The sequence below is a fragment of the Pseudomonas fluorescens genome, from assembly GCF_902497785.1.
Taxonomy (GTDB): domain Bacteria; phylum Pseudomonadota; class Gammaproteobacteria; order Pseudomonadales; family Pseudomonadaceae; genus Aquipseudomonas; species Aquipseudomonas fluorescens_BO.
The window spans coordinates 222,833-246,913 of the sequence record NZ_CABVHK010000006.1; the positions used below are offsets into that span (position 1 = coordinate 222,833).

A 24,081-nucleotide genomic window follows, 5' to 3' on the forward strand; every position below is an offset into this window, starting at 1 on the left:
GTTCGCCGTCAGAGCACGTGAAGACAGCCACTTGAAGACGAGACCTATCGATGCGGATTATTCAAGCGACCCTCGAACACCTGGACCTGCTGACCCCGTTGTTCGTCAAATATCGCGAGTTTTATGGTTCCCTGCCGTATCCGGACTCATCCCGGGCCTTCCTCGAAAAGCGCCTGCGTCGCAAGGAATCGGTCATCTATCTGGCCCTGGCCGATGACGACAACAACAAACTGATGGGTTTCTGTCAGCTCTACCCGAGCTTCTCCTCGCTATCGCTTAAACGCGTGTGGATCCTCAACGACATCTACGTCGCCGAAGATGCACGCCGCCAGTTGGTCGCTGACAACCTGATGCGCACCGCAAAAAAAATGGCCAAGGAAACCAATGCCGTGCGCATGCGCGTATCCACCAGCAGCGACAACGAAATCGCCCAGAAAACCTACGAATCCATCGGCTTCAAGGAAGACACCGAGTTCAAGAACTACGTGTTGCCGATCAGCGACGAGCTCTAATGTCGCTGCACTGTGGCGAGCTCTTGTGGCGAGGGAGCTTGCTCCCGCTCGACTGCGCAGCAGTCGTAGTTCCCCTGACCTACCGCGAACTCAGGCTTTGGGAGTGCTTCGCCCTCCAGCGGGACGGTGCGGCGATCCGACAAGCTCCCTCGCCACATTGAAGTGTGAGATGTCCAACTCTCGCGACATCCCCCGCTACAAACTGAACACGCTTTTAACTTTCCTGTCCGTATAATGCCGACCTTTCCGGCTTGTAAGAAAAACTACACCCGTCTGTAGCCTTTCGCGAAGTCATCCGCACAGGCCCGCAGAGTCGGGCCGTCACCACAGGTGCCCCATGGATTTCAACCCGCTCGACCTTATCCTGCATCTCGATGTTTACCTCGATTTGCTGGTAAACAATTACGGGCCATGGATCTACGCCATCCTTTTTCTGGTGATCTTCTGCGAAACCGGTCTGGTGGTAATGCCCTTTCTGCCGGGCGATTCCCTGCTGTTTATCGCCGGCGCCGTGGCAGCGGGTGGCGGAATGGACCCGGTCCTGCTGGGTGGCCTGCTGATGCTGGCCGCGATCCTCGGCGACAGCACCAACTACGTGATCGGACGCACGGTCGGCGAAAGGCTGTTCAGCAACCCGAACTCGAAAATCTTCCGCCGCGACTATCTGCAAAAAACCCACGACTTCTACGATAAACACGGCGGCAAAACCGTGACCCTGGCGCGTTTCCTGCCAATCATCCGCACCTTTGCGCCTTTCGTCGCTGGAGTGGCGAAAATGCCCTACCCGCGTTTCTTCTTTTTCAGCGTACTGGGCACCATCCTTTGGGTTGGCGGCCTGGTCACCCTCGGCTACTTCTTCGGCAACGTACCGTTCATCAAGAAAAACCTGTCGCTGCTGGTGGTCGCCATCATCCTGCTGTCGCTGGTGCCGATGATTATTGGCGTGTTCCGCAGCCGTTTCGGCAGCGGCGCCTCCAAAGCCGAACCGCGCTGACCCATGTGGTCGCTCAGCGCCTGGCGTCGCCGGCGCATCCTGGCCAGACACCCGATTGCCGATGACCTGTGGCAGCGGGTGCGCCTCCACCTCAGTTTTCTCGACGGCATCAGCGCCGCAGACGACCAATGGTTGCGCGAAGCCAGCGTGCTGTTCCTCGACGATAAACATCTGACCGCCCTGCCCGGCGTCGAACTGCACCAAGAACAGCGCTTGCTGCTGGCCGCCCAGGCCCAGTTGCCCTTGCTGAACCTGGGCGACCTGGACTGGTATCAGGGTTTTCACGAAATCGTCCTCTACCCTGACGACTTCCTCAGCCCCCAGCGCCATCGCGACGCCAGCGGTGTCGAGCACGAATGGGACGGCGAACACAGCGGCGAAGCCTGGCAGCAAGGCCCGATCATCCTCGCCTGGCCCGGCGTGATGGCCAGTGGTGGCTGGGAAGGCTACAACCTGGTGATCCACGAACTCGCACACAAGCTCGACATGCTCAACGGCGACGCCAACGGCCTGCCGCCGCTGCACGCCGACATGCGCATCAGCGACTGGGCGCGGGCTATGCAAGAGGCCTACGACGACCTCGACCGGCAACTGGAGCGCAACCCGGACGCCGAAACCGCCATTGACCCCTACGCCGCGGAGAACCCGGCCGAATTCTTTGCCGTCACCAGCGAATATTTCTTCAGCGCCCCGGATTTGTTGCACGAGGCGTATCCTCAGGTGTATGAACAGCTGAAGCTGTTTTACCGCCAGGACCCACTGGCCCGACTGCGGCAACTTCTGGCCGAAGACCCGGTCTATCAGGCACGCGACTAAGGTCTCTACGACCCTTGGTACGTGGCATCAACGGCGGAATATGCCTATAATCGCCGCCACTTTTTGGTCAATCCGGCCAAGTGTTTTTGGTCAACTAACGGGGGCACCGCCCAATGAGCTACAGCAAGATTCCGGCTGGCAAAGACCTGCCGAACGACATCTACGTCGCGATCGAGATTCCGGCCAACCACGCGCCGATCAAATACGAAATCGACAAAGACAGCGATTGCCTGTTCGTTGACCGTTTCATGGCCACCCCGATGTTCTACCCGGCCAACTACGGTTTCATCCCGAACACCCTGGCTGACGACGGTGATCCCCTCGACGTGCTGGTCGTGACGCCTTACCCGGTAGCCCCAGGTTCGGTCATCCGCGCGCGCCCGGTCGGCATCCTGCACATGACCGACGACGGCGGCGGCGATGCAAAAGTCATCGCAGTCCCACACGACAAGCTGTCCCAGCTGTACGTCGACGTGAAGGAATACACCGACCTGCCAGCCCTGCTGCTGGAACAGATCAAGCACTTCTTCGAGAACTACAAAGACCTCGAAAAAGGCAAATGGGTGAAGATCGAAGGTTGGGGCGACGCAGAAGCGGCTCGCACCGAGATCATGAAGTCGGTTGCTGCCTATAAAGGCTAAAACCAGCTGTCAGCGTTGAGCTGCAAGCTGCAAGAAAAACCCCGGTTGATCCGGGGTTTTTTGTGCGCGCCGGAAAGGTTTTAAACGGGCTGTTTAACATTCCGGCAAAACGGTTTTTCTTGTTTAATTTTTACTCGATACGTCTTACAAAGCGTCGCAAATTTCCCGCGTAATTTGAACGAGTCGTTTATTCAAAGCCCCGTCCCAGGCCCGTAGACTCGTGTTTATGAAAAAGAATAAAACCTGCGGTGCGCGCTTCAAATTGCTGCTGAAAGCGGCGGACGTCACGACGACAGGATTCGCCGAAATCCTGAAAATCGAAAATGCCCAAACCGTCCACAACTGGTACACCCGCGGCGTGCCCGACTACCGCATAGAGGAAGTCGCGCTGAAACTGTCCGTCAACAGCGAGTGGCTCAAAACCGGCGACGGCCCGAAAGACGCCAGGCACCTGCGCCTCGTCAGCGAAACCGGCAACACCTTCGATGCCCAGGCCCTGCGCGGCATCTACACCGTCATCGAACCCACCGACGTCGAACTGCCCTTCTACAAAGAAAAACCTGTCGCACCCGGCTCCAGCAAAACCCACGTCATCGAAGACAACAGCCAACCCATCCGCCTGCCACGCAGCCACCTCGACTCCCTGGAAATCAACCACGCGGACGCCATCTGCGCCCAGATGATCGGCAACAGCATGGCCGAGAAAATCGCCGACGGCTCCACCATCGCCATCGATCGTGGCCTGACGCAAATCGTTGACGGCGAAATCTACGCGATCGAACACGACGGAATGCTGCGCATCAAATACCTGCACCGGATGCCGGGGAACGGACTGCGCATGCGCAGCCACAATAGCGCCGAATACCCGGACGAGACCTTCAGGGCGGCACAGATCGAAGAACAAAACATCAGGGTGTTGGGATGGGTCTTCTGGTGCTCCACGCTCAACAAGCGCCGGCCGCCGATACCTTTCCTGTGACCCCGCAAATTCTTCGAGAGAGCCTGCCCTCATAGATTGCGCAGAACCTGTGGGAGCGGGCTTGCCCGCGAAACGGCAGAACATTCACCATTTATGCTGAATCCGCTACTCGCTCCCCGATCCACCGCAAAGCTCTACCCGCACACTACACTGGGAATTCCCCAAAAAAATCAGTATGCTGCGCCCCACATTTGCGCATCACCCCGCCCCGCGGCACTGATCGCACCGACAAGGCAGATGATTTTCTCGCCGAGTCCCACAGCCGGACGCAAGATCCGGGTGTACGTTTTGAAGGCTGGCGCGGTTTACCAAAAATGAACCAAGCCAGTCCCCGAGAAGCCGGCCACAAGCCGGCTTTTTAATGCCGAAAGAAAGCACACCTGTCGTCTGAAAACACTGAGTCAGGGGTTGTCGGCCTAGGGACCTGTTGCTACTGTAACGACAAACGTCATTACAGGCTTCTCACCATGGCTTCCATCAACATCCGCATCGACGATGACCTGAAACAGCGTTCATTTGCCGAGCTGGAAAAACTTGGGGTAACGCCCTCCGAGCTTCTGCGCCAAACCCTTCAATACGTCGCGGAACGGGGCAAGTTACCTTTCAAAGCTGCACTACTCAGCGAAGAGGATGAAGCTCTCATCGCTGTGGTCACTGAACGCCTTGCCTCCCCTCAGCGAGTCAAGGTAAGTCTGGATGACCTATAGCCTCGAATTTGATCGTCGCGCGCTGAAAGAGTGGAACAAACTGGGCGACACGTTGCGCCAGCAGTTCAAGAAGAAGCTTGCTGAAGTACTCGAGAACCCTCGCATTGAAGCCAATCGTCTTCGCCAACTACCTGACTGCTACAAACTCAAATTGCGTAGCGCCGGTTATCGGCTGATCTATCAGGTTCTCGATCAGGAAGTGGTGGTTTTCGTGGTTGCCATCGGAAAGCGCGAACGTGAAGCTGCTTACCAAGATGCGCAGGACCGAATTAGTCAGCAACCTGCTGATTCATTGAATTTGCCGTAACCAAGCTTCGACAAATACAAAGCTGACAGTGTCAGCACCGCTGTCACACGTGACCGCCTCACGGATAACTAAACCCCTTAACCAGCGTCAACTCCCCTACCGCCCGCATCGGCACCAGAAAAGTCTCCATCTTCTCGCTCGGCGTCCCCTCCTCGGTAATCACCGTCACCTGCGCCGTGGTCAGCGGTTGAACCGCGTCCTCCTGCCCTTCTTCATCACTCCGATACCCACCCCCAAAGTAGTTCACATAAACCAGATACTGCCCCTTGATCGGCGCCGGCATAGCGAAGATTTCCGGGCCGTACCCCGTGGTCACGTCAACATCCAGCGCCGCACCATTGGGCACGACCCGATCCCCGTACCAGACGTGCGCTCCGTCGGGTGTGATGAGGTGCAAGTCCAGATCTGTACCGTCGCTGTCCCACGCCAACAACACACGCAATTTCGCCGGGGTGGCACCGCCGCTGCTGTTGAGGAATTGGGTGCGACGCCGCTGTTGGCCGTCGGGGCTGCGGACTTCGACGCTGTTGCTGCCGTTGGGAAAGGAGAATGGGCGGTCAAAGCGGCCGGCCGGGTCGATCTTGAGCGGCATGCTGACGCCGTTGACGATTAACCGGCCTGGTTCGGTGGACTTCGGCGTGGCGTTGATCTGGCCGGTGATGCGTGCGGTGTTGGCCTGTCCTGGCGGCGTGTTCACTGAGGAAGCCGGGTAGTTGACGGTCTGGCGGAAGTTTTCACCTTCACCTTCGGACGCGCCGGTGCGCCATCCACCGACCGGGGTGTCGAGGTTCGCGGCGGCGGCCAGCGTCGCTGGCAATATGCAAACAGAACAAAGGAACAGGAAGACCTGTGGATAACGGAGTTTCATGGCCTATTCCAGCAAGAGGTGGCGGGCGAGCCCTTCGATGTAGGTTTCATCCTGGCCGTTGGGGTGTGCTTCGAAGGCCAGGTGCAGGTATTCGTGGGTCAGGTCGAGGCGGTCTTGCAGCGACAGCACGCCGCGCACGTAGATGCGCTGGCGTTCGCGGTCGACATAGGGGCGACCGAAGGAGAGCCGGCAGACGGCGAAGGTACTGACGTCGTTGTAGCCGATTTCGTTTTCCAGGCGTTGGCGCCAGCCGCGACGTTGGGTGTGTAGCCAGTCTTGCGCAGCGGGCAGCGCTTCGCAGGAGGCGACGGGGTTGTCCCAGCGGCTGAGGCTGGCGCGCGGGTAGGCGTGCAGCAGGATGGCGTCGTAGCGTTGGCCGGCGTTGGCTTGTTCGACGGCTTGCTGCCAGGAGAGTTTGTCCGGGCCGGGTTGGTCGGAGTGGTAGGTGACGGTGCTGCCGGCCAATACAAGGTCACTGGTCCAGGCTGCAATGTTGCGTGATTCGGCAGTGGCTGGGCGCGGGGCGACGCGCTGACGGCTGCTGCTGTCTTCGATGCTCATGCACTCGCCGTTGCGGGTAGCGTTTTGCAGCAGGTAGGTGCGGATGGCGATGGCCAGGGCCTTGGCCGCTTCAGCCGGTTCAGGTTTGGCCTCGCGCTGAAGAACACGGGCGACATATTCCTCGCGATCCAGACGGGCGACGAGTTTATCTTTGAGCAAAAACAATTCGCCGTCGCTGTGGATATCAAGCTGGTTGCCATTCGAGAATTCGACGCGAAAATCGCCCTGCAAGGGACCCGATGAAACCTCGCGATCCCCCGACAGAACGCGCCTGACCGGATAGCGTGAAAACAGTCCCACTTCAACGCAGCGCCCCGCGTCCACCGGCCACTCAACCGGCAACACCGAAGACAACGCCTGAGCGTAATCGCGCAAAACCATCTGACTGGTGCCGCGCCCACCGGCCCAGATCGGCGTGCCATCCGCCAGCCACCCGGCAAACCCGCCCTGGCGCGACGACGGATCCTGATCCCCCAGCCAGCTCCAGGTTTTCACTCGCAAACGGCCACCGAGTTCGCCAACGACATTGCCGTCAGCGGCGTTCAGCACCACGTCCAGCAGCACGCGCCGCGCCTGATCCTGCGCCGGCATCACGGCCAGCGCCTTCAACAATTCAGCCACGGAAACGCGCGTGGCCGGCTGCAACGATGGCAAGTCCAACAGCCACGCCGGCGCCTGCCGCGCTTGCCAATACGGCCGCCAATCAGCGTCAGCAATGCCCAAGCGCGAAGGCTCAAAATACAAACCGCACGACTTCACCAACGCCTGATCGCGCTCGATCCTGGCGCCAGCCGTGCAGCAATACACTTCTTCTTTCGACTGTCCGCGACATTCGTAAGCCGGTTCGCGAGCGCCGGTATCCACCAGCCAGCCGTACACAAACAACTTCCACAGACTGCCCAACGGCGCCTGCAAATCAGCAGGCAGCGGCTCGCGGGAAATCACCTGTGTCCGACTCAACCCAATCAGCTCACCTTTAAAGCCCAGTCGTAGCGGCTCGTCCTGCGCTGTCGCCAGCGCGGGAATCAAGCACAACCACCACCAGAGCAAACGGCGGGGCATGTCAGTTGACCGTGACCTGGCCAAGCGCCGGTTTCTGTTCCTGAGCCTGATGCTGTGGTGCGTAAACCTGAGTGAAACGCACCGGCGGCAGGTTGAACTGACCTTTTTGCGAGAAGCGCACCAAGTGGCGCAAGCGCAATTCGCCGCTCAGCGCATCGACTGGAATCGCATAAGCCATCTGCCCCGGTTCAAAACGCGCCTTCTCCAACGCCGTCGGCTCGGTGCCGGCCTTGCCCATCAGCTTGATGCCCCACGTCGTGCGCTCGACATCGGCGCCCGGCGGCAGCGGCACCTCGATCATCCCGTAACGCAGTGGTTTCGCGGCTTTGCTGGTGATGATCACTTCGTCCAGGTACAGGCTGTCGCTGGACAGTGGTTTGCTGCCGACTGCCTCCAGTTTGAAGGTGAACGCCTCATCCCCCGGCACCAGACGCGACAAGCGACGGGTGATGGTCACTGCCATCGGATCAACCGGCGGTTGTGTGGTCTGGAAACTCAACGCCGCCCGCAACGGGCGCTCTTGCGTCCCGGTCAGCGACAACATGGCCGGCACAGGTGCAGCACCCTGCCAAGTCCAGTACATCTCGCCGGTATCACCGTGTTGTTTCTTCCAGCCTTCACCCGGTGCCAGCGCAATGGTCGGCGAGGCCTGCTCGATGCTGCGTTGCAACCAGGTCAGCGCCAGTGCGCGCTCCAGCGTCGATTGCTGTGGCAACAAACGTTGCAACAAGGCTTGCGCATGAGCCTGGTCGAAGCTTTGCAGCGAAAGGTTCAACGCTTCGGCAAATGGCTGCGAGCTCACGGTCAGGCGTTGTTGTGCATCTGGCAATTGACGATTGAAAGCCTCAGGCAAAACCACCTTGGACTGACGCGCAAGGGAAGCGGTCAACGCCCGCGCCGCCGCCAGACCGAGCGTCGAATCCGGATCGCTCATGACGATGCTGTCTTCGCCGTCCTCTATCAGGCTTGCGTCATTGCCCTCGCCCGCTTTCGACAGGTCATCCATCAAGCCGCTAAGCAGCGTATTCACCGGCAACTGCATCTGTCTGGCGAATGACAGAATCAATGCACGCTGCAACAACGGCGTGTTTTTGGCCTGCTTCGCATAGACCTCCAACACCCGCTGCCAATGCTCCGGCGGCAGGCTCAATTCCAGTGCTTTGCTGGCGTGCCAGTCGGCGTAGTAGGCGTAGGCCGTGAGGAACGCGTCCGGCTCACCGTCCATGCCCCACCAGGTGAAACTCGCCGACGGCCCGGCCATTTGCACCAGGCGCAGACGGCTGTTTTGCATGATGAGGCGCAGGCGATCGCGGACCTGCGGGTTCGACGCCAGCGTCGGGTACGCGATGCTCAGCGGCAGCAAACGACTGGCCGTCTGCTCGACGCCGCCGTACGGATAGCTGAGCAAATCATCGAGCGCCGAGCGGAACAGCGCTTGCGGACTGTCATCCAGTCGCAGGCGAATGTCCGTCGCGTCTGCCGGCAAGGTCAGCGGCGTATCACCGCTGGCCACGTCCAGGCTTTGGCTTTGCGTGACCTGCCAGCCTTCGCCGGTCGCGCTCAGGTGCACAGCCAAGGCATCAGCGGTTTTGCCGTTCTGGACCAGTTCGGCGGTCCACTCGCCATTGGTCAGCGCGAACGACGGGAGCGCGATGTAGTTGATGCCGTTGTTCAGTGTCACCGGGACACGCTGTTCGGCGCCGGCGTAATGAATCACCAGCTCAGCCTTGACCGGTTTCTCGGCCTGGCTAAAGGCGAATACGCCGAGCTCCGGCTTATCGCCGGCACGGAATTTTGTTGGCCCGCTCCACTTCAAATACAGCGGTTTTTCCGAGCGTACGAATTGCTTTTTCTGTCCGACCTGACCGTCATCGGCGATGGCTCGCGCGGTGATGCGCCAGCGGGTCAGCGAATCGGGCATCTTGAAGGTGAAGCGGGTTTTCCCGTTGGCGTCGGTGATCAGTTCCGGCTGCCACGCGGCGGTGTCGACGTCTTCACGGCGCGGCCGCTCCAGCACTTTCACGCCGCGCTCGCTGCGGTTGGCTTTGCCCGGTGCACCGGGGCTGCCCGGCAACGCGACGTCGTAGCTGATGAACGACAGACTCGCGCTGGTGCGCACGTTGTTGCGGCGCGGGTGATAGAAGAACTGGTCGATAGTCGGCGCGACTTCCGGTTGCAGCGCGTAGACCATTTCATCGACCACGCTGACCGTCAGGTGCGCCGGAATCGGCTTGCCGGCGAACTGCGTCGTGAGGTCCACCGACACCGTCTCGCCCGGCTGATAGGCCTCTTTATCGGTGGCGATGGCCACGTCAATTTGCGGCGCAATCACCTTGATCCCGGCGTTTTGGAAGCTGTACTGACCGCCCTTGGTGTACAGAACCGAGAACGTCAGGTTCGGCGCAAAGTTGTCCTTCACCGGAATGCGCGCGCGGTATTGGGTGTCGCTGAGTTTTTCCATCTTCAGCCAGTCGCCGCCCTTGGACATCAGCGCCGTGGCCTCGACCTTGTCGCGCTCCAGCGACAGCAACGCATCGCTGACTGGCTCGGGGAAAGTGATCAGCGCCAGGGCTTCATCGCCGGCCTTGTACTCGGGTTTATCGAGGACGATTTCCACGGTGCCCGGCACTGCTTTGACGCCATCGCCGGTGACTGAATGACCCGTTGCGCCGACTACGCGACCTTGCGTGTCCTTCAACGTCAGGTTGTACGTTCCCGGGCGCTCGAAGGCGACTGTGAAGCCTTTATCCGTCGCGGCGAGTTTGCCTTCGCCGACGCTCTGGTCTTCCAGACGCACCCAGCCGTAACTGCTTGGCGTGACGGCTTTGCTCTGCTCGCTGCCGCCTTCATTCAGATAACTGAACACGACCTTGTCGCCCACCGCGCTGAAGCGTTGCGGTGCGCTCAAACGGAAACTCGCGGCGCCGCGGTCGATGAGGATTTCCTTGGTGCTCTTGACCCGATACGCCGCGCCGTCGCTGGCGAAGACAGTGAGCATGTAGCGGCTCGGTTTTTCGGCGGCCGGAAGGTCGAGGGTCGCGTTGCCGTTGGCGTCGGTGGTCAGTTCGGTGCTGGTCAATTCCACCGGGAATTGCCCGAGGTATTGCAGCTCGTTGTCGACCATCGACAGTTGCTGGGCGCGCAGGCTCAGGGTCAACTTGGCGTCAGCCACGGGTTTGCCGTCCGGGTAGAGCAGCACCAGACTGCCTTTCACCGGTTCGCCGGTGCGGTAATCCTGCTTGGCCAGGTTCAACGAGATTTCGAAGTGCGGCTTGATGTACTCGGCAACGCGGAAGGCGCTGCTGTAGGCCTGATCCTTGTAGCTGAAACGCAGCTCATAACCGCCCGCCACTGCGTTGTCCGGCAACTGGAATCGACCTTGAGTGCCGGCCTTGGAATCGAGTTTCAGCGCCAGCGATTGCAGCGCGGTGCCGGTGGCATCGAGCACCGTGACGTTGACGTCCGCGGCCGTCGGCTGCACCGAATCGCGAGCATTCTTGAACTCGCGACCGATGATTTTCAGCGACACCCAATCCCCCGGCCGATACAGCGGCCGGTCGGTGAACGCGTAGAGTTTGGTGTCGTAGATTTCGCTGTCGTAATAGAAGTTTTCGGAGACGAACACCCCGCCCTCTTCGTCCTCGCCGATCACGAACGAACGCTCGGGGCTGACGTGTTTCAGACGCAGTAAACCATCGGCATCGGTGGCGCCGCTGCTCATCACGCCGAGGCCATCGGTCCACAGCACGTTCACCTTTGGCACCGAACTGCCTTCGTGTTTGCGCGCGGCCCAGACCACCAGTTCATCACCGGCAATCTTGCTCACGGCCACGGTGTTCGAGACGAAGACCATGGTGGTCGCGCGGTATTTGCCGATCAGCGCTTCCACCAGATACAGGCCTGGCTTCAGATTGCCCAACGGGATGTACACGTTGCCCGGCGCGACAGTCACAAATTCGCTGGAAGAACCGGCGAGGTTCACGCCCTCAGGCGGCTGGATCGGTTTGGCTTGCCACAGTGGGTAACGGAATTGACTGACCACCGGCAGGCCCGGAATCAGCGCGAATTGCGGTTGCGCGTCGTAGGGCGTTGGCGCAGCAATCGCGGTACCCATCTTCAGTTCCGGCACTTCCTCGGTGACTTGTTTACGCGACTCGTAGGAAAACGCCCGCTGCATCACCCGACGGGATTTGCGGTACCAGTTGTCCCACAGGTACGCGAGGGTGTTCGACAGGCCTTCGCCCTTGAACTGGCCGTCGCTGACCACGCGGTGCAGGTTCTTCTGGCGCTTGAGGAAATCCAGCGGTTTGTCGATGCGGTACACGCGAATGTCGGCGCCACCGTAGGGTTCCATGCGGAAGCGGCGATAGTCGCGACCCGGTGCTTCGAGGCGCACCATCGCCTGTTCATCGCTGGCGAAACTGCTGTCGGCCAGCAGGAAAAAGCTTTCACCGGCCACCGGCGTGTAGCCGCTTGGCTCGACAGTGTCTTCGGCATTCACCGCCGAAAAAGGGACTACTAACACCAACAGAAGAGACAGAAAACGCAGCATGCGGGCACCGGTCATTGGGAGAGAAAGTTCAGTCGATAGACGCCGATGAAGTTGGGGTTGGCTGCGTCGGGTATCCATCGGGTGTCCTTCCATGTCATGAGTTGTTGCAGGCTCGCGGATCGCATGCCGTTGTCAGTGGGAGTGGTTGTGCCGGTGTGATAGGCGATGAAGCGACCCATCCAGATCATCAGGTGCTGGTCGTCGCCCTGATCGAAAAACATCAAATCGCCGGGCCGGGCTTGCGCCACATCCCGACCGACCAAATGGCTGTTGAACTGAATCAGTTTGATCGCATTGACGTACGGCCCGACCTTGCCGCCGCCCTGCTGCCATTGCCGGGCAAGACCGCGTTGCGCTTCGCTTAATTGCAGCTCGGGCGGCAGGTAACGGTTGGACAGGCCGCTGCTGCGCAGCCATTTATCATCGTGGACTTTCAGCGCTTCGTTGGCGGCGAAGCGCACCAGCCCGGCGCAGTCCTGCTGATACCAGCGCGGGCTCGGGCCCTGGGTCAGCTGTTCCTGGGCGATGCGCACGAACCAGGCGCGGAATACCTGGGATTGCTGCGGATCGAGCGCCGCGGTTTCGCTGGCAAAAGCGCGGCTGCCCAGCAACATCGCCAGCAGGCCGAGGATTCGGATAAGTGCGGTCACAGGGCCTTCCATTGCAGCGGCAGCCACTGCCAGTGGCCGTCGGGCTCGCTGCCTTCGGGCAAGGTCAGCGCGTATTTTCCGTAGCCGCCGAGGGTGCGCAGTTTCGGGATCAGGTAGGTTTGCGCGGCGTTGTAAAACACCGGTTCCATGTCCTGCGGCAAGCTGTCGAGGGTTTCCTGTTGCATCAGCTGCGCCATGGAATCCGGGCCGAAGTAGACCGGCATCAGCAGGTCTTTTGGCACCACGTCGGCCATCGGCGGAAAGCGTTTGTCGAGGGTGCCGAGGGCCTTGTCCACCAGTTTGTCGTCGAGGGAAAACAGCAGCGTCGAACCGTGTCGCGCCAGGCTGACTTTCATGAAGGCCTTGCCGCTGATTGCGTCCGGGTTCTCGGCATCCTTGGCTTTGTAGGGGCCGAAGTTGGAACTGACCTGACGCGTCCACTGATGATTTTCGCCTTCCTGTTTTTCGACCACCGGGAATGCGTGCGCTTCGACATTGCCTTCGTAGGCGCCGACCATCGAGCCGAACAAATTGCCGAGATCGCCATCGAGCTTCGCGCTGTCATCGTCGTTCAGGCTGGCCACCAACAGCGGCGTGTACAGCCGCGAATCGGCGTACCAGCACAGCCCCGCCGCACCGGCCATGTGTTCGGTCAGGGATTGAGCCACGCTGTCTTCGGCGCCGAGTTTCACCAGCAATGGCTTCTGTTGTTCGGCCGCCAACGGCAAGGCCACGCAAGCACTGGCACCCATCGGCATGGCTTGCCAGATCGGTTTGAAGTCGAAATCCGGTTGGTTTTCCAGTTCGTCCATGGCGAGAAAGCTGTGCCAGCCCTTGTCGTCCATGTCGAAGCGCAGGCCGGCGAAGTTCGGGATGAAACGCTGGTAACCCATGGCCAGGACGCTGGAATTGACCGAAAGGCGTTGTTTTACTTCGGGCGCACGGGGTTGCAGGCCGAACGCTTCGGGGAACAGTTTCTGACCGCCGAGCAGTGCTTCCAGCGATTGAATCGAGACCATACCGCGCTCGTCGGTGGGGCCGTGACCGCTGTCATACAGCTTCGAAGGATTGGACAGCACCACCAGTTTGTCGCCATGGGAGGCGAACACCAGCGCTTTGCTGTTGTTGTAGGTGAGCTGATAGAGCGGCACCGCATCGCCGGCGACCTTGATTTCACCGAGCTGGGTCAGCTGCGTATCATCCAGTGCCACTTTGGCCAGCGGCTCCAGCACCTTGGCCAGTCCACCGCGATCCATCACCAACAGAAAATCCTTGAGCCGACCATCGGCCCCGCGCCACAGCGCTACGTCGGCCGGTTGATCGAAGAGCTGTTCGATCAGGCTGTCCTGCAGTTTCAGGTCATGCTCATAGATGATTCGCCGCAGACTGCCGATCAAGCCGAGGCGATCCACATGAGTTTCGTAATAGAAGACGAAATCTTCGGTGAGGGTTTCCTTGAGGAACGGCACCGCCAGCAAATCCTTGGGCAATTGGCTCAAGGAGTGGGTTTCGAGCAAACCGTCCGGGCGGCTCATGCCCAGTTTGTCGCTGGCCAATTGCGCCGCCGGTGCCTTGGGTTTTTGCATGAACCAGCCCAGACCGGCCGCTACGCCGGCGACAAGGCACAGCCCGATCAGCACGGCCGGCCAGCGACGTGAAGGTTTGGCGGCCGGAGTAACAGTGTTATCGCTCATGTTCACGCTCATGTTCCCAAAGCTCAGCAATTCATCCGTGGTGCGGGATGCTTAATAGTTGAAAGTCTTGACCAGCAGCAGGTCACCGATCGCCCGCAGGGGCACGATGAAGGTCTCGCGTTTTTCGTCGACGGTGTTTTCGTTGAGCACCAGGTTGATCTGCGAGGTGATGACCTCGTTCTGGTTGCTGGTCTCCTCGAAGTTATAGCCGCCGCTGCCAAAGTTGCCCCAATAGTTCACGTAAACCAGATAGGTGCCATGCAGCGGCGCGGTCATGGTGAACATTTCCGGGCCGGGGCCATCGACGCCATCGGGATCCAGGCCACCACCGTTGCTCATCGCCGGGCGAGCCCAAAACGCGTGTTGGCCGTCGGGAGTGATGATGTGCAGGTCGAGTTCGGCTTTCGGATCGTCCCAGCCCAGCACCACGCGAATCCGCGCCGGGGTGCGCAGGTTGTTGGCTTCATAGAATTGAACGCGCTTGAGCGACTGACCCTCGGCACTGCGCACTTCGACGCTGTTGGAACCGGCGCCGAAGGCATACGGCCGGGCAAAACGCCCAGCGTCGTCGGTGTACAGATTCAGAGGATTGCCGTTGACCGCCAGCGTGTGCGGCCCGCGTTGGGCGCCGATGGCCTTGAGCTGGCCTTCGATCATCGTGCGATTGCGCTGCACGCCCCGGTCGATGGGCGGCGAGGGGTAGGCGACACGCGGGTTTTCGCTGCGGTCGAGCAGACCGTTAAAACGCCAGCCGCCCACCGGTTCCGACAATTCAGCCGTCGGCTCGGCGCAGGCAGTGGTCGCGCAGACCAGTCCTATCAGCACTAAAAAAAATAAACGCATGTGATGCCTCCTGCCATGCATGACAAAACCTTGCGCCTGATCCTCGGCGCGTTACAGATGTGAAAACTGCGTTTCGTCAGAAAGACCCGTGACCAATGGGTCGTAGAAGGCGCGAAGTTTGGCAAGAAGGCCGGACTTTAACAATCGGATACATCTTAATTTGCGGGAGATGTCACGAGTCTTGACTAGACGGTGAGCCGAATAAGAGCCATATTCGGCTCACCCCATGAGCCGAATAGCATTCCTAATCGGCTCATCCCTGTGAGAGCAAGCGAACCCATGGAACCGTATTGGATCTGGCAAAAGCCTGAGTGGCCGAATTTCAACTGGCAAGCCGAGCGTTTGGCCCCCCTGCTGCGCGACTGCGTACAGGCGCAAGGGCGATTGATGGGCATGGCCAGTTCGGTGGGCGATTCGCTGAGCACGCAAAGCGAGCTGGATGTCTTGCTGCAAAATATCGTCACGTCCTCTGCCATCGAGGGTGAGCAACTTAACGTCGGTTCGGTGCGTTCGTCGCTGGCGCGTCGCTTGGGTTTAGAGCCAGTTGCTAGCGATCAAGTGAGCAAGCGTAGCGAAGGTCTGGCTCAATTAATGCTCGACGCCACTCAGCATTTCGCCGAGCCGCTGACAGTATCGCGCCTGCTGGATTGGCACGAATGGCTCTTTCCCGAACAGGACACCGCCCTCGCCGCCCGCCCGATCCGTATCGGCGCACTACGCGGCGATGATCCGATGCAAGTGGTGTCCGGACGGCTCGACCGGCCGACCGTCCACTTCGAAGCCCCACCGCGCAGGGGCCTTGAAAGGCAACTCGATACTTTTCTGGTGTGGTTTGAAGCCAGCCGAGAACAAGCGAATCTCGATCCATTGCTACGGGCGGGTATTGCACATTTCTGGTTCGTGACGCTGCATCCCTTCGACGACGGCAACGGCCGTCTGACGCGAACCATCACCGATCTGGCGCTGGCTCAGGGCGAAGCGCAAGCCATTCGTTTTTATGCCATGTCGGCGAGCATTCTTGAAGATCGTTCCGGCTATTACCGGGTACTGGAAAACAGTCAGAAAGCCACGTCGGATATCACTGAATGGCTCGAATGGTTTCTGCGAACCTTGCTGCGCAGCCTGCAGCAGGCGATGGCGCGGATTGAATCGGTGCTGGGCAAGGCGCGGTTCTGGCAGGCGCATCGGGAGTCTGGAGTGTCCGCCGAACAGGTGAAGGTCCTTAATCGGCTGCTCGATGGTGGGGAACGCGGTTTTGCGGACGGGATCAGCGCAGCTCAGTATCAGGCTGTGGCCAAGGTGTCGAAGGCTACCGCGACTCGTCATTTGGCAGAGTTGATGGAGAAAGGCTGCCTGCAACGGCTGCCGGGGGGCGGGCGCAGTACTCGTTATCAAATCAACCATCCCGATGACTCAACACACTAATCTGCTGCGACACACCACTGTGGCGAGGGAGCTTGCTCCCGCTCGACTGCGCAGCAGTCGCAAACCACTGAATGCGGTGTATTTGAAGAAACACGGCGTATGATTTTGGGGCCGCTTCGCGGCCCAGCGGGAGCGAGCTCCCTCGCCACAGGGTTTGCTTTAACCCCAATATTGCGGTTTCAAACACCCCCGCTCATTTGCCCATAACCCCCATGTCTGCTAGTGTCGCGCCGGTTTAACGTCAACCGGAAATAGCCGCCATGGCCCGCAAAAAAGCTGCACTGGATTTCGAACAATCCCTCGCTGACCTGCAAACGCTGGTGGAGCGGCTGGAGAACGGCGAATTGTCGCTGGAAGACTCGTTGACCGCTTTCGAGCAGGGCATCGGGCTGACCCGCGACTGTCAGGCGGCGCTGGCTCAGGCCGAGCAAAAGGTTCAAGTGCTGCTCGAGCGTGATGGCGAGCTGGCCGAGGAACCCTTCGACGCGGATCAGCCGGAATGATTGCAGCGTATTCGGCGACCAGCCAGGCCCGTGTCAACGCGGCACTGGAAACCTTGTTCCACGCGCCGAGCCCCGAACTGGCGCGCTTGTACGAAGCCATGCGCTACAGCGTGATGAACGGCGGCAAACGCGTTCGCCCACTGTTGGCCTACGCAGCGTGCGAAGCGTTGGGGGGCAAAGCCGAGCAAGCCAATGGCGCGGCCTGCGCCGTGGAGTTGATCCACGCTTACTCGCTGGTTCACGACGATTTGCCGGCGATGGACGACGATGACTTGCGTCGCGGCCAACCGACGACCCACAAGAAATTCGATGAAGCCTGCGCGATTCTCGCCGGTGACGGCTTGCAGAGCCTGGCGTTCAGCGCCCTGCTCGACCCGCGCCTGAGCAACTCGAACGCCGAGATCCGTCTGCAAATGGTCAGCGCACTGGCGTTGGCAGCGGGCCCGGCGGGCATGGTCGGTGGTCAGGCCATCGACCTTGGCTCGGTCGGTCTGAAGCTCGATCAAAAAGCCCTCGAATACATGCACCGGCACAAGACCGGCGCGCTGATCGAGGTCAGCGTCAAACTCGGCGCTCTGGCCAGCGGCCGTGCCGAGAAAGACGAACTCAAGTCCTTGCAGACTTATGCGCTGGCCATCGGCCTGGCGTTTCAGGTGCAGGACGACATTCTCGACGTCGAAAGCGATACCGAAACCCTCGGCAAACGCCAGGGCGCTGACATCGCACGCGACAAGCCGACTTACCCGGCCTTGCTCGGGCTCGACGCGGCCAAAGCCTATGCGCTGGAACTGCGCGATCAGGCCCTGCACGCGCTGCGACCGTTTGACGCGGCGGCCGAGCCGTTACGCGATCTGGCCCGTTACATCGTCGACCGGCGCAGCTGATGGCGTATCCGCCAAGTTAAAACCAACGCGTGGGCAGGGGGCGATGCATCAGGTAAACTGCCGCATCTTTTATACCTATAACGATTCGCCTGATGCCCACGACGTTTCATGAGATTCCCCGCAAGCGCCCGACCACGCCCCTGCTCGACCGTGCCAACACGCCGGACGGCCTGCGCCGGTTAGGCGAAGCCGAGCTGGAAACCCTGGCCGATGAATTGCGCCTGGAATTGCTCTACACGGTCGGTCAGACCGGCGGGCATTTCGGTGCCGGCCTGGGCGTCATCGAGCTGACCATCGCGTTGCATTACGTCTTCGACACCCCGGACGACCGGCTGGTGTGGGACGTGGGTCATCAGGCCTATCCGCACAAAATCCTCACCGGCCGTCGCGAGCGCATGGGCACCCTGCGCCAGAAGGACGGCGTCGCCGCCTTCCCGCGTCGCTCCGAGAGCGAGTACGACACCTTTGGCGTCGGCCACTCCAGCACTTCGATCAGCGCCGCGCTGGGCATGGCCATTGCCGCCCGCCTCCAAAACAGTGATCGCAAGGCCATTGCGGTAATCGGCGACGGCGCGCTGACCGCCGGCATGGCGTTCGAGGCGCTGAACCACGCGCCGGAAGTGAACGCCAACATGCTGGTGATCCTCAACGACAACGACATGTCGATTTCGCGCAACGTCGGCGGGCTGTCGAACTATCTGGCGAAGATTCTTTCCAGCCGCACTTACGCGAGCATGCGCGAAGGCAGCAAAAAGGTCCTGTCGCGCCTGCCCGGCGCCTGGGAAATCGCCCGGCGTACCGAAGAATATGCCAAAGGCATGCTGGTCCCCGGCACGTTGTTCGAAGAGCTGGGCTGGAACTACATCGGCCCGATCGATGGCCACGACCTGCCAACGCTGATCGCCACCCTGCGCAACATGCGCGATCTGAAAGGCCCGCAGTTCCTGCACGTCGTCACCAAGAAAGGCAAGGGTTTCGCCCCGGCGGAAGTCGACCCGATCGGTTACCACGCCATCACCAAACTCGAACCCGTCGATGCACCGGCCGCCGCGCCAAAAAAAGCCGGTGGGCCGAAGTATTCCGGCGTGTTCGGCGAATGGCTGTGCGACATGGCCGCTGCCGACCCGCGTCTGGTGGGCATCACCCCGGCGATGAAAGAAGGCTCGGACCTGGTGGCGTTCAGCGAGCGCTTCCCGCTGCGCTATTTCGACGTGGCGATTGCCGAGCAACACGCCGTGACCTTTGCTGCCGGCATGGCCTGCGAAGGCGCGAAACCGGTGGTGGCGATTTATTCGACGTTCCTGCAACGCGGTTACGATCAGCTTGTGCATGATGTGGCAGTGCAAAACCTCGACGTACTGTTCGCCATCGACCGTGCCGGTCTGGTGGGCGAAGACGGCCCGACGCACGCGGGCAGTTTCGATCTGTCGTTCCTGCGTTGCATCCCCGGCATGCTGGTGATGACCCCGAGCGACGAAAACGAGTTGCGCAAAATGCTCACTACCGGGCATCTGTACAACGGCCCGGCGGCCGTGCGTTACCCGCGCGGTAACGGCCCGAACGCAACTATCGACAAAGACCTGCAGCCGATCGAGATCGGCAAAGGTGTGATCCGCCGTCAGGGCAAAAACGTCGCCCTGCTGGTGTTCGGCGTGCAACTGACCGAGGCGCTGAAGGTCGCTGAAAGGCTCGATGCAACCGTGGTCGATATGCGTTTCGTCAAACCGCTGGATGAAGCGTTGGTTCGTGAAATCGCCGGCAGCCACGAGTTGCTGGTGACCATTGAAGAAAACGCAATCATGGGCGGTGCCGGTGGCGCGGTCAGCGAATTCCTTGCCCGCGAAAACATCCTCAAATCGATGCTGCACCTGGGCTTGCCGGACAGCTATGTCGAGCACGCCAAACCGGCGCAGATGCTGGCGGAGTGTGGTCTGGATGAGGCCGGGATCGAGACCTCAATTCGCCAGCGCCTGCAACTGCTGAATCTGTAAACCCGAACCCGCGTAGGAGCTGCCGAAGGCTGCGATCTTTTGATCTTGACCTTCGGCGGTTCCAAATCTGAAAAAAGCAAAAGATCGCAGCCTTCGGCAGCTCCTACGGGAGCGGCGCGCGTCGTATCTGAATTCGCCTCGGATCATCCATGAATCTCTCCCGCCTCGCCCTCACGCTGACTCTACTGCCAGCCGGCCAACTCCTGGCCGACACCTTTGAACGCGATCAAGCCCTCAAACTCCCCGACGTGCTGATCAGCGCCAACCGCCAGATCGAGGCGCGCAACGACAGCAGCGCTGCCAACACCGTATTCACCCGCGAAGACATCGACCGCCTGCAACCGAGTAGCGTGACAGACCTGCTGCGTCGTGTGCCGGGGGTGCAAGTCGGGCAAACCGGCGGGCGCGGCAGTTTGCCGGGCATTTACATTCGCGGCACCCAATCGGCACAAAGCCTGGTGCTGGTGGATGGCCAGCGCATCGGCAACTCGACCTCCGGCGACAGCAACCTGCAACACATCAACATTGAACAGGTCGAGCGCGTGGAAGTGCTGCGCGGCTCCCGTTCGGTGATTTATGGCAGCGATGCGATTGGCGGGGTGATTCAGATCTTCACCCGTCGTGGCGCGCAATCAGGTCTGCAACCGCGCCTGCATCTGGGCTTTGGCAGCAATCAAACCTGGGAGCGCAGCGTCGGACTGTCCGGTGGCGATGAACAGACCCGCTTCAACCTCGGGGCGAGCCTCGACGAAACAGCCGGAATCGATCGCACCCATGAGTCTTACCCGAGCGATGGCGATCACGATGAGTACCGCAACAAATCGTTGAGCCTGAGCCTGAGTCACGCCCTCAGCGATGACGTCGAAATCGGCGCCAACCTGTTGGATAACCGTGGCAAGAGCGCCTACGACAACCCGTTTGGCCGCTTCGACATGACCACCTTCGAATCCGTGCAGCAACAGCCCTATAACGAGTTCACCGTCAGCGGTGTCAGCAGTTACGTCGATGCACGTATCAACGACCTGTGGACAACCCGCGTCGAATTCGGCCACAGCGAAAACCGCGAGAAGACCTTTGACAAGCTCAGCGACGAACGCAGCGTGTTCAACACCTACCGCGATTCGGTGAACTGGCAAAACGACCTGACGCTTGATGCGCGCAACAGCCTGATCCTCGGCGGCGACTGGTATCAGGACCGCATCAATAGCAGCACAGCATTCGATGAAGACAGTCGCTGGAACCGCGCGGCGTTTGTTCAGCATCGCTACCAGGCAGACAGTTTCTCGACAGAACTGGGCCTGCGCCGCGATCAGAACCAACAGTTCGGCGGCCAGAACAGCTGGAGCGGCACCTTCACCTTGCCGCTGAACCCGGACAACGATGTGCTGCTGACCTACAGCGAAGGCTTTCGCGCACCGACGTTCAATGACTTGTATTACCCGGATTTCAGCAATCCTGACCTCAAGCCTGAAACGTCAAAGAGCTATGAGCTGCAATGGCGCAGTCAGTTGACCGACACCAGCCGCCTCGAAGCCTCGCTGTATCGCACCGACCTCGAAGACGCGATTATTTTCGGCAGTAACAGCCGACCGCAAAACGTTGCCTCGGCGCGCATCAACGGATTTGAAGCGGCATTGAAGCAGGAGCTGTTCGGCTGGCAGGGCAACCTGGGCGTGGCGATCATCGACCCGCGCGATCGCGACAGCGGCCACACGTTGACGCGGCGTGCGCGGCGCACGTTGAGCCTGGATCTGGATCGGCAATTTGATCGGCTGGGGCTCGGCGCCAGCTGGCAAGCGGTCAGCAACAGCTACGACGATAAGAACAATCAGCAGCCATTAGGCGGGTATGCGCTGCTGGGGTTGCGCAGCAGTTGGGAGTTGAATCGCGAGATCAAGCTTGAGCTGAAGGTCGATAACCTGCTGGATAAAGGTTACAGCCGGGCGTTGTACAGCCATGACGGCAGTCAATTCGGGTATCGCGAAGAAGGTCGGGCGTGGATGTTTGGAGTGACGTGGACCCCGGAACTTTAAAATCGACTCGATCATCTGTGGCGAGGGGATTTATCCCCGTTCGGCTGCGGAGCAGTCGTATAAATTGCACCGTCCTTGCAGGCTTCGGGGGCCGCTTCGCAGCCCAACGGGGATAAATCCCCTCACCACAGGTCAGCGATTGGGCTGGATTATCTGGCAAAGCCTGGCAGTCGCCTCGATCATCTGCCCACTCGGTCGTTCGAGGCCTTTATCCGTGACCAACCGCAATTGCCCGTGCGCCACGGCTGCCACCTGCGGCCACACTTTCCAGGCATCAAGCTGCGCCTGATCACCGGCCAGAATCACCTCGGGATTACGCTGCAGCACTGCCTCGACACTGACCTGCGGCGCGGGCAGCGTCAGGTCGGCAAACACATTGCGTGCACCGCACACGTCCAGCGCGTCGCTGATGATTTGCCCGCCGCCCACGGTGTACAACGGCCTATCCCAGACCTGATAAAACACCCGCAGCGGCTCATCCCGGCGATAGCGCTGGCGCAGCGAATCAAGGCGCTGGCGCAAATCGGCGGCCAACGAAACACCCCGCTCGGGTCGGCCAAGTTGCGTGGCAATCGCCTCGATTTGCGCGGTCAGTTGTTCAAGGTTATGGGGGTCGGCAACGTAGGTGGGGATGTTCAAGCGGTTCAGTTGATCGCGCTGGGCCGGGCCGACGCTGCCGGGCCAGAGCAACAGCAGATCGGGTTGCAGGCTGAGTAGACGCTCCATGTCCAGCTGGCCGTAGCGGCCAATGGAAGGCAGGTCTTTGAGTTCAGCGGGACGCTCGCCAGCATCAAGCACGCCGACCAGAAGATCAGCCGAACCGAGCTCCACAACGATTTCAGACAGCGACGGCGCGAGACTGACGACCCGTTCAACAGCCGAGGCCAGGCCAGTGACGGCCAGCAGCAATACCGCCAGCCCGATGCGGTACATCAGCCGAGTTGACGCGGGATACGGTAGAGGTAGAACAGCACGGCGGTGGACAGCGCCAACAGCACCAGCGGCACCGCTTCAAGACCGACGAACACCGCCACTGCACCGATCCAGGCTGGCAGGCCGGCGACAAGCAACGCTGTACGGCGCTTGGCCGCAAGCGCGATCCACGCGGCGGGCTCTTCAGGGGTGTCGAGGGCTTTTTGGGTCGCAATCAGTGCGTGTTTGTAGATACCGAAAAACTTCAGGCTGACAAACATCGAGGCGACACCAGCGATAAACAACGGCATCGCCAGCACCGGCAGGATCGCCTCGGACTGGCCAAACACCGCGTTGATCACGAACAGCGGCAACAAGGCCAGCGCCAGGTATTGCCACCAGTTGACGGACAGTCGCCGCCGCACTTGACCGCGGGTCACGCCCGGTCAACCTCGCCCTGATGCTCATTGCCCATCATGTGGTCGAGCTTGCTGGCCTTGGTCGCCAGGTAGAGTTTGTTGTGCGGGTTGTGGCCGGTGTGCAGCGGCACGCGCTCGGTGACGACGATGCCCATGTCGGTCAACGCTTTGACCTTGCGCGGGTTGTTCGTCATCAGGCGTAGGGAATTCACGCCCAGGTGTTGCAGCATTGGCAGGCACATCGCGTAGTCACGCTGGTCGGCGGCAAAGCCCAGACGCTCGTTGGCTTCAACGGTGTCGGCGCCGCCATCTTGCAACTCATAGGCGCGAATTTTGTTCAGCAGGCCGATGCCTCGGCCTTCCTGACGCAAGTACAGCAACACGCCACGGCCTTCACGGGCAATGGCCTGCAAGGCGGCCTCGAGTTGCGAGCCGCAGTCGCAGCGCTGGCTGAACAAGGCATCGCCGGTCAGGCATTCGGAGTGCAAGCGGCCGAGTACCGGGGCACCGTCGTCGAATTCACCGAGGCTCAGCACAACGTGCTCGCGCCCGTTTTCTTCGTCGAGAAAGCCGTGCATGGTGAATTGCGCAAAAGGCGTTGGCAGCTTGGAAGCGGCGACAAAAACGACAGGCACCGGTGTGCTCCTGATCTATAGGTACTGGAGATTCGCAGACGCGGCATTGTAACAGCAGGTTCCGACGCACGCTTAGGCTGAATTATGGGGCAT

The 24,081-nt window shown here is 60.4% G+C and carries 21 protein-coding genes; 12 read left to right on the top strand and 9 right to left on the bottom strand.

Annotated features, from left to right (window positions below; all coding sequences use genetic code 11):
- Positions 1 to 50 precede the first annotated feature (50 nt).
- The 7 genes from F8N62_RS11270 (at position 51) to F8N62_RS11300 (ending at position 4,956) form a co-directional block, all read left to right on the top strand.
- Positions 51 to 512, top strand: coding sequence for a GNAT family N-acetyltransferase (locus F8N62_RS11270; protein WP_150711030.1), 462 nt, complete (start codon positions 51 to 53; stop codon positions 510 to 512).
- A gap of 337 nt (positions 513 to 849) precedes the next feature.
- The gene (locus F8N62_RS11275) at positions 850 to 1,506 is read left to right on the top strand and encodes a DedA family protein (protein ID WP_150711031.1); all 657 of its coding nucleotides are present in this window, start codon (positions 850 to 852) and stop codon (positions 1,504 to 1,506) included.
- Positions 1,507 to 1,509: 3 nt separating this feature from the next.
- The gene (locus tag F8N62_RS11280; RefSeq protein ID WP_150711032.1) at positions 1,510 to 2,322 is read left to right on the top strand and encodes a zinc-dependent peptidase; all 813 of its coding nucleotides are present in this window, start codon (positions 1,510 to 1,512) and stop codon (positions 2,320 to 2,322) included.
- A gap of 113 nt (positions 2,323 to 2,435) precedes the next feature.
- The gene (gene ppa / locus F8N62_RS11285) at positions 2,436 to 2,963 is read left to right on the top strand and encodes an inorganic diphosphatase (protein ID WP_045061525.1); all 528 of its coding nucleotides are present in this window, start codon (positions 2,436 to 2,438) and stop codon (positions 2,961 to 2,963) included.
- A 226-nt stretch (positions 2,964 to 3,189) separates the two neighbouring features.
- Positions 3,190 to 3,942 (top strand): helix-turn-helix transcriptional regulator, encoded by a 753-nt coding sequence (locus tag F8N62_RS11290; RefSeq protein WP_150711033.1) that lies wholly within the window; start codon positions 3,190 to 3,192, stop codon positions 3,940 to 3,942.
- Positions 3,943 to 4,409: 467 nt separating this feature from the next.
- Positions 4,410 to 4,649, top strand: a complete 240-nt coding sequence (locus tag F8N62_RS11295) for a type II toxin-antitoxin system RelB/DinJ family antitoxin (RefSeq protein WP_039761862.1) — start codon at positions 4,410 to 4,412, stop codon at positions 4,647 to 4,649.
- Complete coding sequence (locus tag F8N62_RS11300) at positions 4,639 to 4,956, top strand: type II toxin-antitoxin system RelE family toxin (RefSeq protein WP_150711034.1); 318 nt, start codon at positions 4,639 to 4,641, stop codon at positions 4,954 to 4,956. Before F8N62_RS11295 ends, F8N62_RS11300 begins: the two co-directional genes overlap by 11 nt.
- A gap of 58 nt (positions 4,957 to 5,014) precedes the next feature.
- Here F8N62_RS11300 and F8N62_RS11305 read toward each other — a convergent pair whose 3' ends face one another.
- From F8N62_RS11305 to F8N62_RS11330, 6 genes are read right to left on the bottom strand one after another with little or no spacing between them, the layout of a single operon-like run.
- Positions 5,015 to 5,824, bottom strand: coding sequence for a YfaP family protein (locus tag F8N62_RS11305; protein WP_150711035.1), 810 nt, complete (start codon positions 5,822 to 5,824; stop codon positions 5,015 to 5,017).
- A 3-nt stretch (positions 5,825 to 5,827) separates the two neighbouring features.
- Positions 5,828 to 7,447: a DUF2300 domain-containing protein gene (locus tag F8N62_RS11310; protein ID WP_150711036.1), complete on the bottom strand. Its 1,620-nt coding sequence runs from the start codon at positions 7,445 to 7,447 to the stop codon at positions 5,828 to 5,830.
- 1 nt (position 7,448) lies between these two features.
- On the bottom strand, positions 7,449 to 12,014 hold the full coding sequence (locus F8N62_RS11315; RefSeq protein WP_150711037.1) for an alpha-2-macroglobulin family protein: 4,566 nt from the start codon (positions 12,012 to 12,014) through the stop codon (positions 7,449 to 7,451).
- Entirely contained in the window at positions 12,011 to 12,661 is a 651-nt protein-coding gene (locus F8N62_RS11320) for a DUF1175 domain-containing protein (protein ID WP_150711038.1), read from the bottom strand. Before F8N62_RS11320 ends, F8N62_RS11315 begins: the two co-directional genes overlap by 4 nt.
- A complete protein-coding gene (locus F8N62_RS11325; protein WP_150711039.1) occupies positions 12,646 to 14,343 on the bottom strand; it encodes a DUF2138 domain-containing protein in 1,698 nt (565 codons plus the stop codon). Before F8N62_RS11325 ends, F8N62_RS11320 begins: the two co-directional genes overlap by 16 nt.
- 51 nt (positions 14,344 to 14,394) lie before the next feature.
- Entirely contained in the window at positions 14,395 to 15,186 is a 792-nt protein-coding gene (locus tag F8N62_RS11330; RefSeq protein ID WP_150711040.1) for a YfaP family protein, read from the bottom strand.
- 279 nt (positions 15,187 to 15,465) lie between these two features.
- Between F8N62_RS11330 and F8N62_RS11335 the strand changes: the two genes are divergently transcribed.
- The 5 genes from F8N62_RS11335 (at position 15,466) to F8N62_RS11360 (ending at position 22,022) form a co-directional block, all read left to right on the top strand.
- Positions 15,466 to 16,611, top strand: a complete 1,146-nt coding sequence (locus tag F8N62_RS11335) for a Fic family protein (protein ID WP_150711041.1) — start codon at positions 15,466 to 15,468, stop codon at positions 16,609 to 16,611.
- Positions 16,612 to 16,871: 260 nt separating this feature from the next.
- Positions 16,872 to 17,114: an exodeoxyribonuclease VII small subunit gene (locus F8N62_RS11345; protein WP_007894317.1), complete on the top strand. Its 243-nt coding sequence runs from the start codon at positions 16,872 to 16,874 to the stop codon at positions 17,112 to 17,114.
- Complete coding sequence (ispA, locus tag F8N62_RS11350; protein ID WP_150711042.1) at positions 17,111 to 17,998, top strand: (2E,6E)-farnesyl diphosphate synthase; 888 nt, start codon at positions 17,111 to 17,113, stop codon at positions 17,996 to 17,998. Before F8N62_RS11345 ends, ispA begins: the two co-directional genes overlap by 4 nt.
- A 92-nt stretch (positions 17,999 to 18,090) precedes the next feature.
- Positions 18,091 to 19,989, top strand: a complete 1,899-nt coding sequence (dxs, locus tag F8N62_RS11355) for a 1-deoxy-D-xylulose-5-phosphate synthase (protein ID WP_150711043.1) — start codon at positions 18,091 to 18,093, stop codon at positions 19,987 to 19,989.
- A gap of 149 nt (positions 19,990 to 20,138) precedes the next feature.
- Positions 20,139 to 22,022 carry a TonB-dependent receptor domain-containing protein gene (locus F8N62_RS11360; protein ID WP_150711044.1) on the top strand — a complete coding sequence of 628 codons (1,884 nt, stop codon included), beginning with the start codon at positions 20,139 to 20,141 and terminating at the stop codon, positions 22,020 to 22,022.
- A 132-nt stretch (positions 22,023 to 22,154) separates the two neighbouring features.
- Here the strand turns inward: F8N62_RS11360 and F8N62_RS11365 are convergent, their stop codons facing one another.
- Genes F8N62_RS11365 through ribA form a run of 3 tightly spaced genes read right to left on the bottom strand, consistent with a single transcriptional unit; the run spans position 22,155 to position 23,988 of the window.
- Entirely contained in the window at positions 22,155 to 22,955 is an 801-nt protein-coding gene (locus F8N62_RS11365; protein WP_150711045.1) for a cobalamin-binding protein, read from the bottom strand.
- Entirely contained in the window at positions 22,955 to 23,374 is a 420-nt protein-coding gene (locus F8N62_RS11370; protein WP_150711046.1) for an MFS transporter, read from the bottom strand. Before F8N62_RS11370 ends, F8N62_RS11365 begins: the two co-directional genes overlap by 1 nt.
- Positions 23,371 to 23,988, bottom strand: coding sequence for a GTP cyclohydrolase II (gene ribA / locus F8N62_RS11375; protein WP_150711047.1), 618 nt, complete (start codon positions 23,986 to 23,988; stop codon positions 23,371 to 23,373). The genes F8N62_RS11370 and ribA overlap by 4 nt, the downstream gene beginning before the upstream one ends.
- Between the last annotated feature and the right edge of the window lie 93 nt (positions 23,989 to 24,081).

What these genes read in the sequence shown, in the direction of transcription:
- ppa (WP_045061525.1), top strand. Translation starts at nt 2,436, where the DNA reads ATGAGCTACAGCAAGATTCCGGCTGGCAAAGACCTGCCGAACGACATC.
- F8N62_RS11360 (WP_150711044.1), top strand. Translation starts at nt 20,139, where the DNA reads ATGAATCTCTCCCGCCTCGCCCTCACGCTGACTCTACTGCCAGCCGGC.
- F8N62_RS11305 (WP_150711035.1), bottom strand. Translation starts at nt 5,824, where the DNA reads ATGAAACTCCGTTATCCACAGGTCTTCCTGTTCCTTTGTTCTGTTTGC.
- F8N62_RS11345 (WP_007894317.1), top strand. Translation starts at nt 16,872, where the DNA reads ATGGCCCGCAAAAAAGCTGCACTGGATTTCGAACAATCCCTCGCTGAC.
- F8N62_RS11310 (WP_150711036.1), bottom strand. Translation starts at nt 7,447, where the DNA reads ATGCCCCGCCGTTTGCTCTGGTGGTGGTTGTGCTTGATTCCCGCGCTG.
- F8N62_RS11280 (WP_150711032.1), top strand. Translation starts at nt 1,510, where the DNA reads ATGTGGTCGCTCAGCGCCTGGCGTCGCCGGCGCATCCTGGCCAGACAC.
- ispA (WP_150711042.1), top strand. Translation starts at nt 17,111, where the DNA reads ATGATTGCAGCGTATTCGGCGACCAGCCAGGCCCGTGTCAACGCGGCA.
- F8N62_RS11275 (WP_150711031.1), top strand. Translation starts at nt 850, where the DNA reads ATGGATTTCAACCCGCTCGACCTTATCCTGCATCTCGATGTTTACCTC.
- F8N62_RS11330 (WP_150711040.1), bottom strand. Translation starts at nt 15,186, where the DNA reads ATGCGTTTATTTTTTTTAGTGCTGATAGGACTGGTCTGCGCGACCACT.
- F8N62_RS11325 (WP_150711039.1), bottom strand. Translation starts at nt 14,343, where the DNA reads ATGAGCGATAACACTGTTACTCCGGCCGCCAAACCTTCACGTCGCTGG.
- F8N62_RS11270 (WP_150711030.1), top strand. Translation starts at nt 51, where the DNA reads ATGCGGATTATTCAAGCGACCCTCGAACACCTGGACCTGCTGACCCCG.
- F8N62_RS11315 (WP_150711037.1), bottom strand. Translation starts at nt 12,014, where the DNA reads ATGACCGGTGCCCGCATGCTGCGTTTTCTGTCTCTTCTGTTGGTGTTA.
- F8N62_RS11320 (WP_150711038.1), bottom strand. Translation starts at nt 12,661, where the DNA reads ATGGAAGGCCCTGTGACCGCACTTATCCGAATCCTCGGCCTGCTGGCG.
- F8N62_RS11300 (WP_150711034.1), top strand. Translation starts at nt 4,639, where the DNA reads ATGACCTATAGCCTCGAATTTGATCGTCGCGCGCTGAAAGAGTGGAAC.
- dxs (WP_150711043.1), top strand. Translation starts at nt 18,091, where the DNA reads ATGCCCACGACGTTTCATGAGATTCCCCGCAAGCGCCCGACCACGCCC.
- F8N62_RS11335 (WP_150711041.1), top strand. Translation starts at nt 15,466, where the DNA reads ATGGAACCGTATTGGATCTGGCAAAAGCCTGAGTGGCCGAATTTCAAC.
- F8N62_RS11365 (WP_150711045.1), bottom strand. Translation starts at nt 22,955, where the DNA reads ATGTACCGCATCGGGCTGGCGGTATTGCTGCTGGCCGTCACTGGCCTG.
- F8N62_RS11290 (WP_150711033.1), top strand. Translation starts at nt 3,190, where the DNA reads ATGAAAAAGAATAAAACCTGCGGTGCGCGCTTCAAATTGCTGCTGAAA.
- F8N62_RS11295 (WP_039761862.1), top strand. Translation starts at nt 4,410, where the DNA reads ATGGCTTCCATCAACATCCGCATCGACGATGACCTGAAACAGCGTTCA.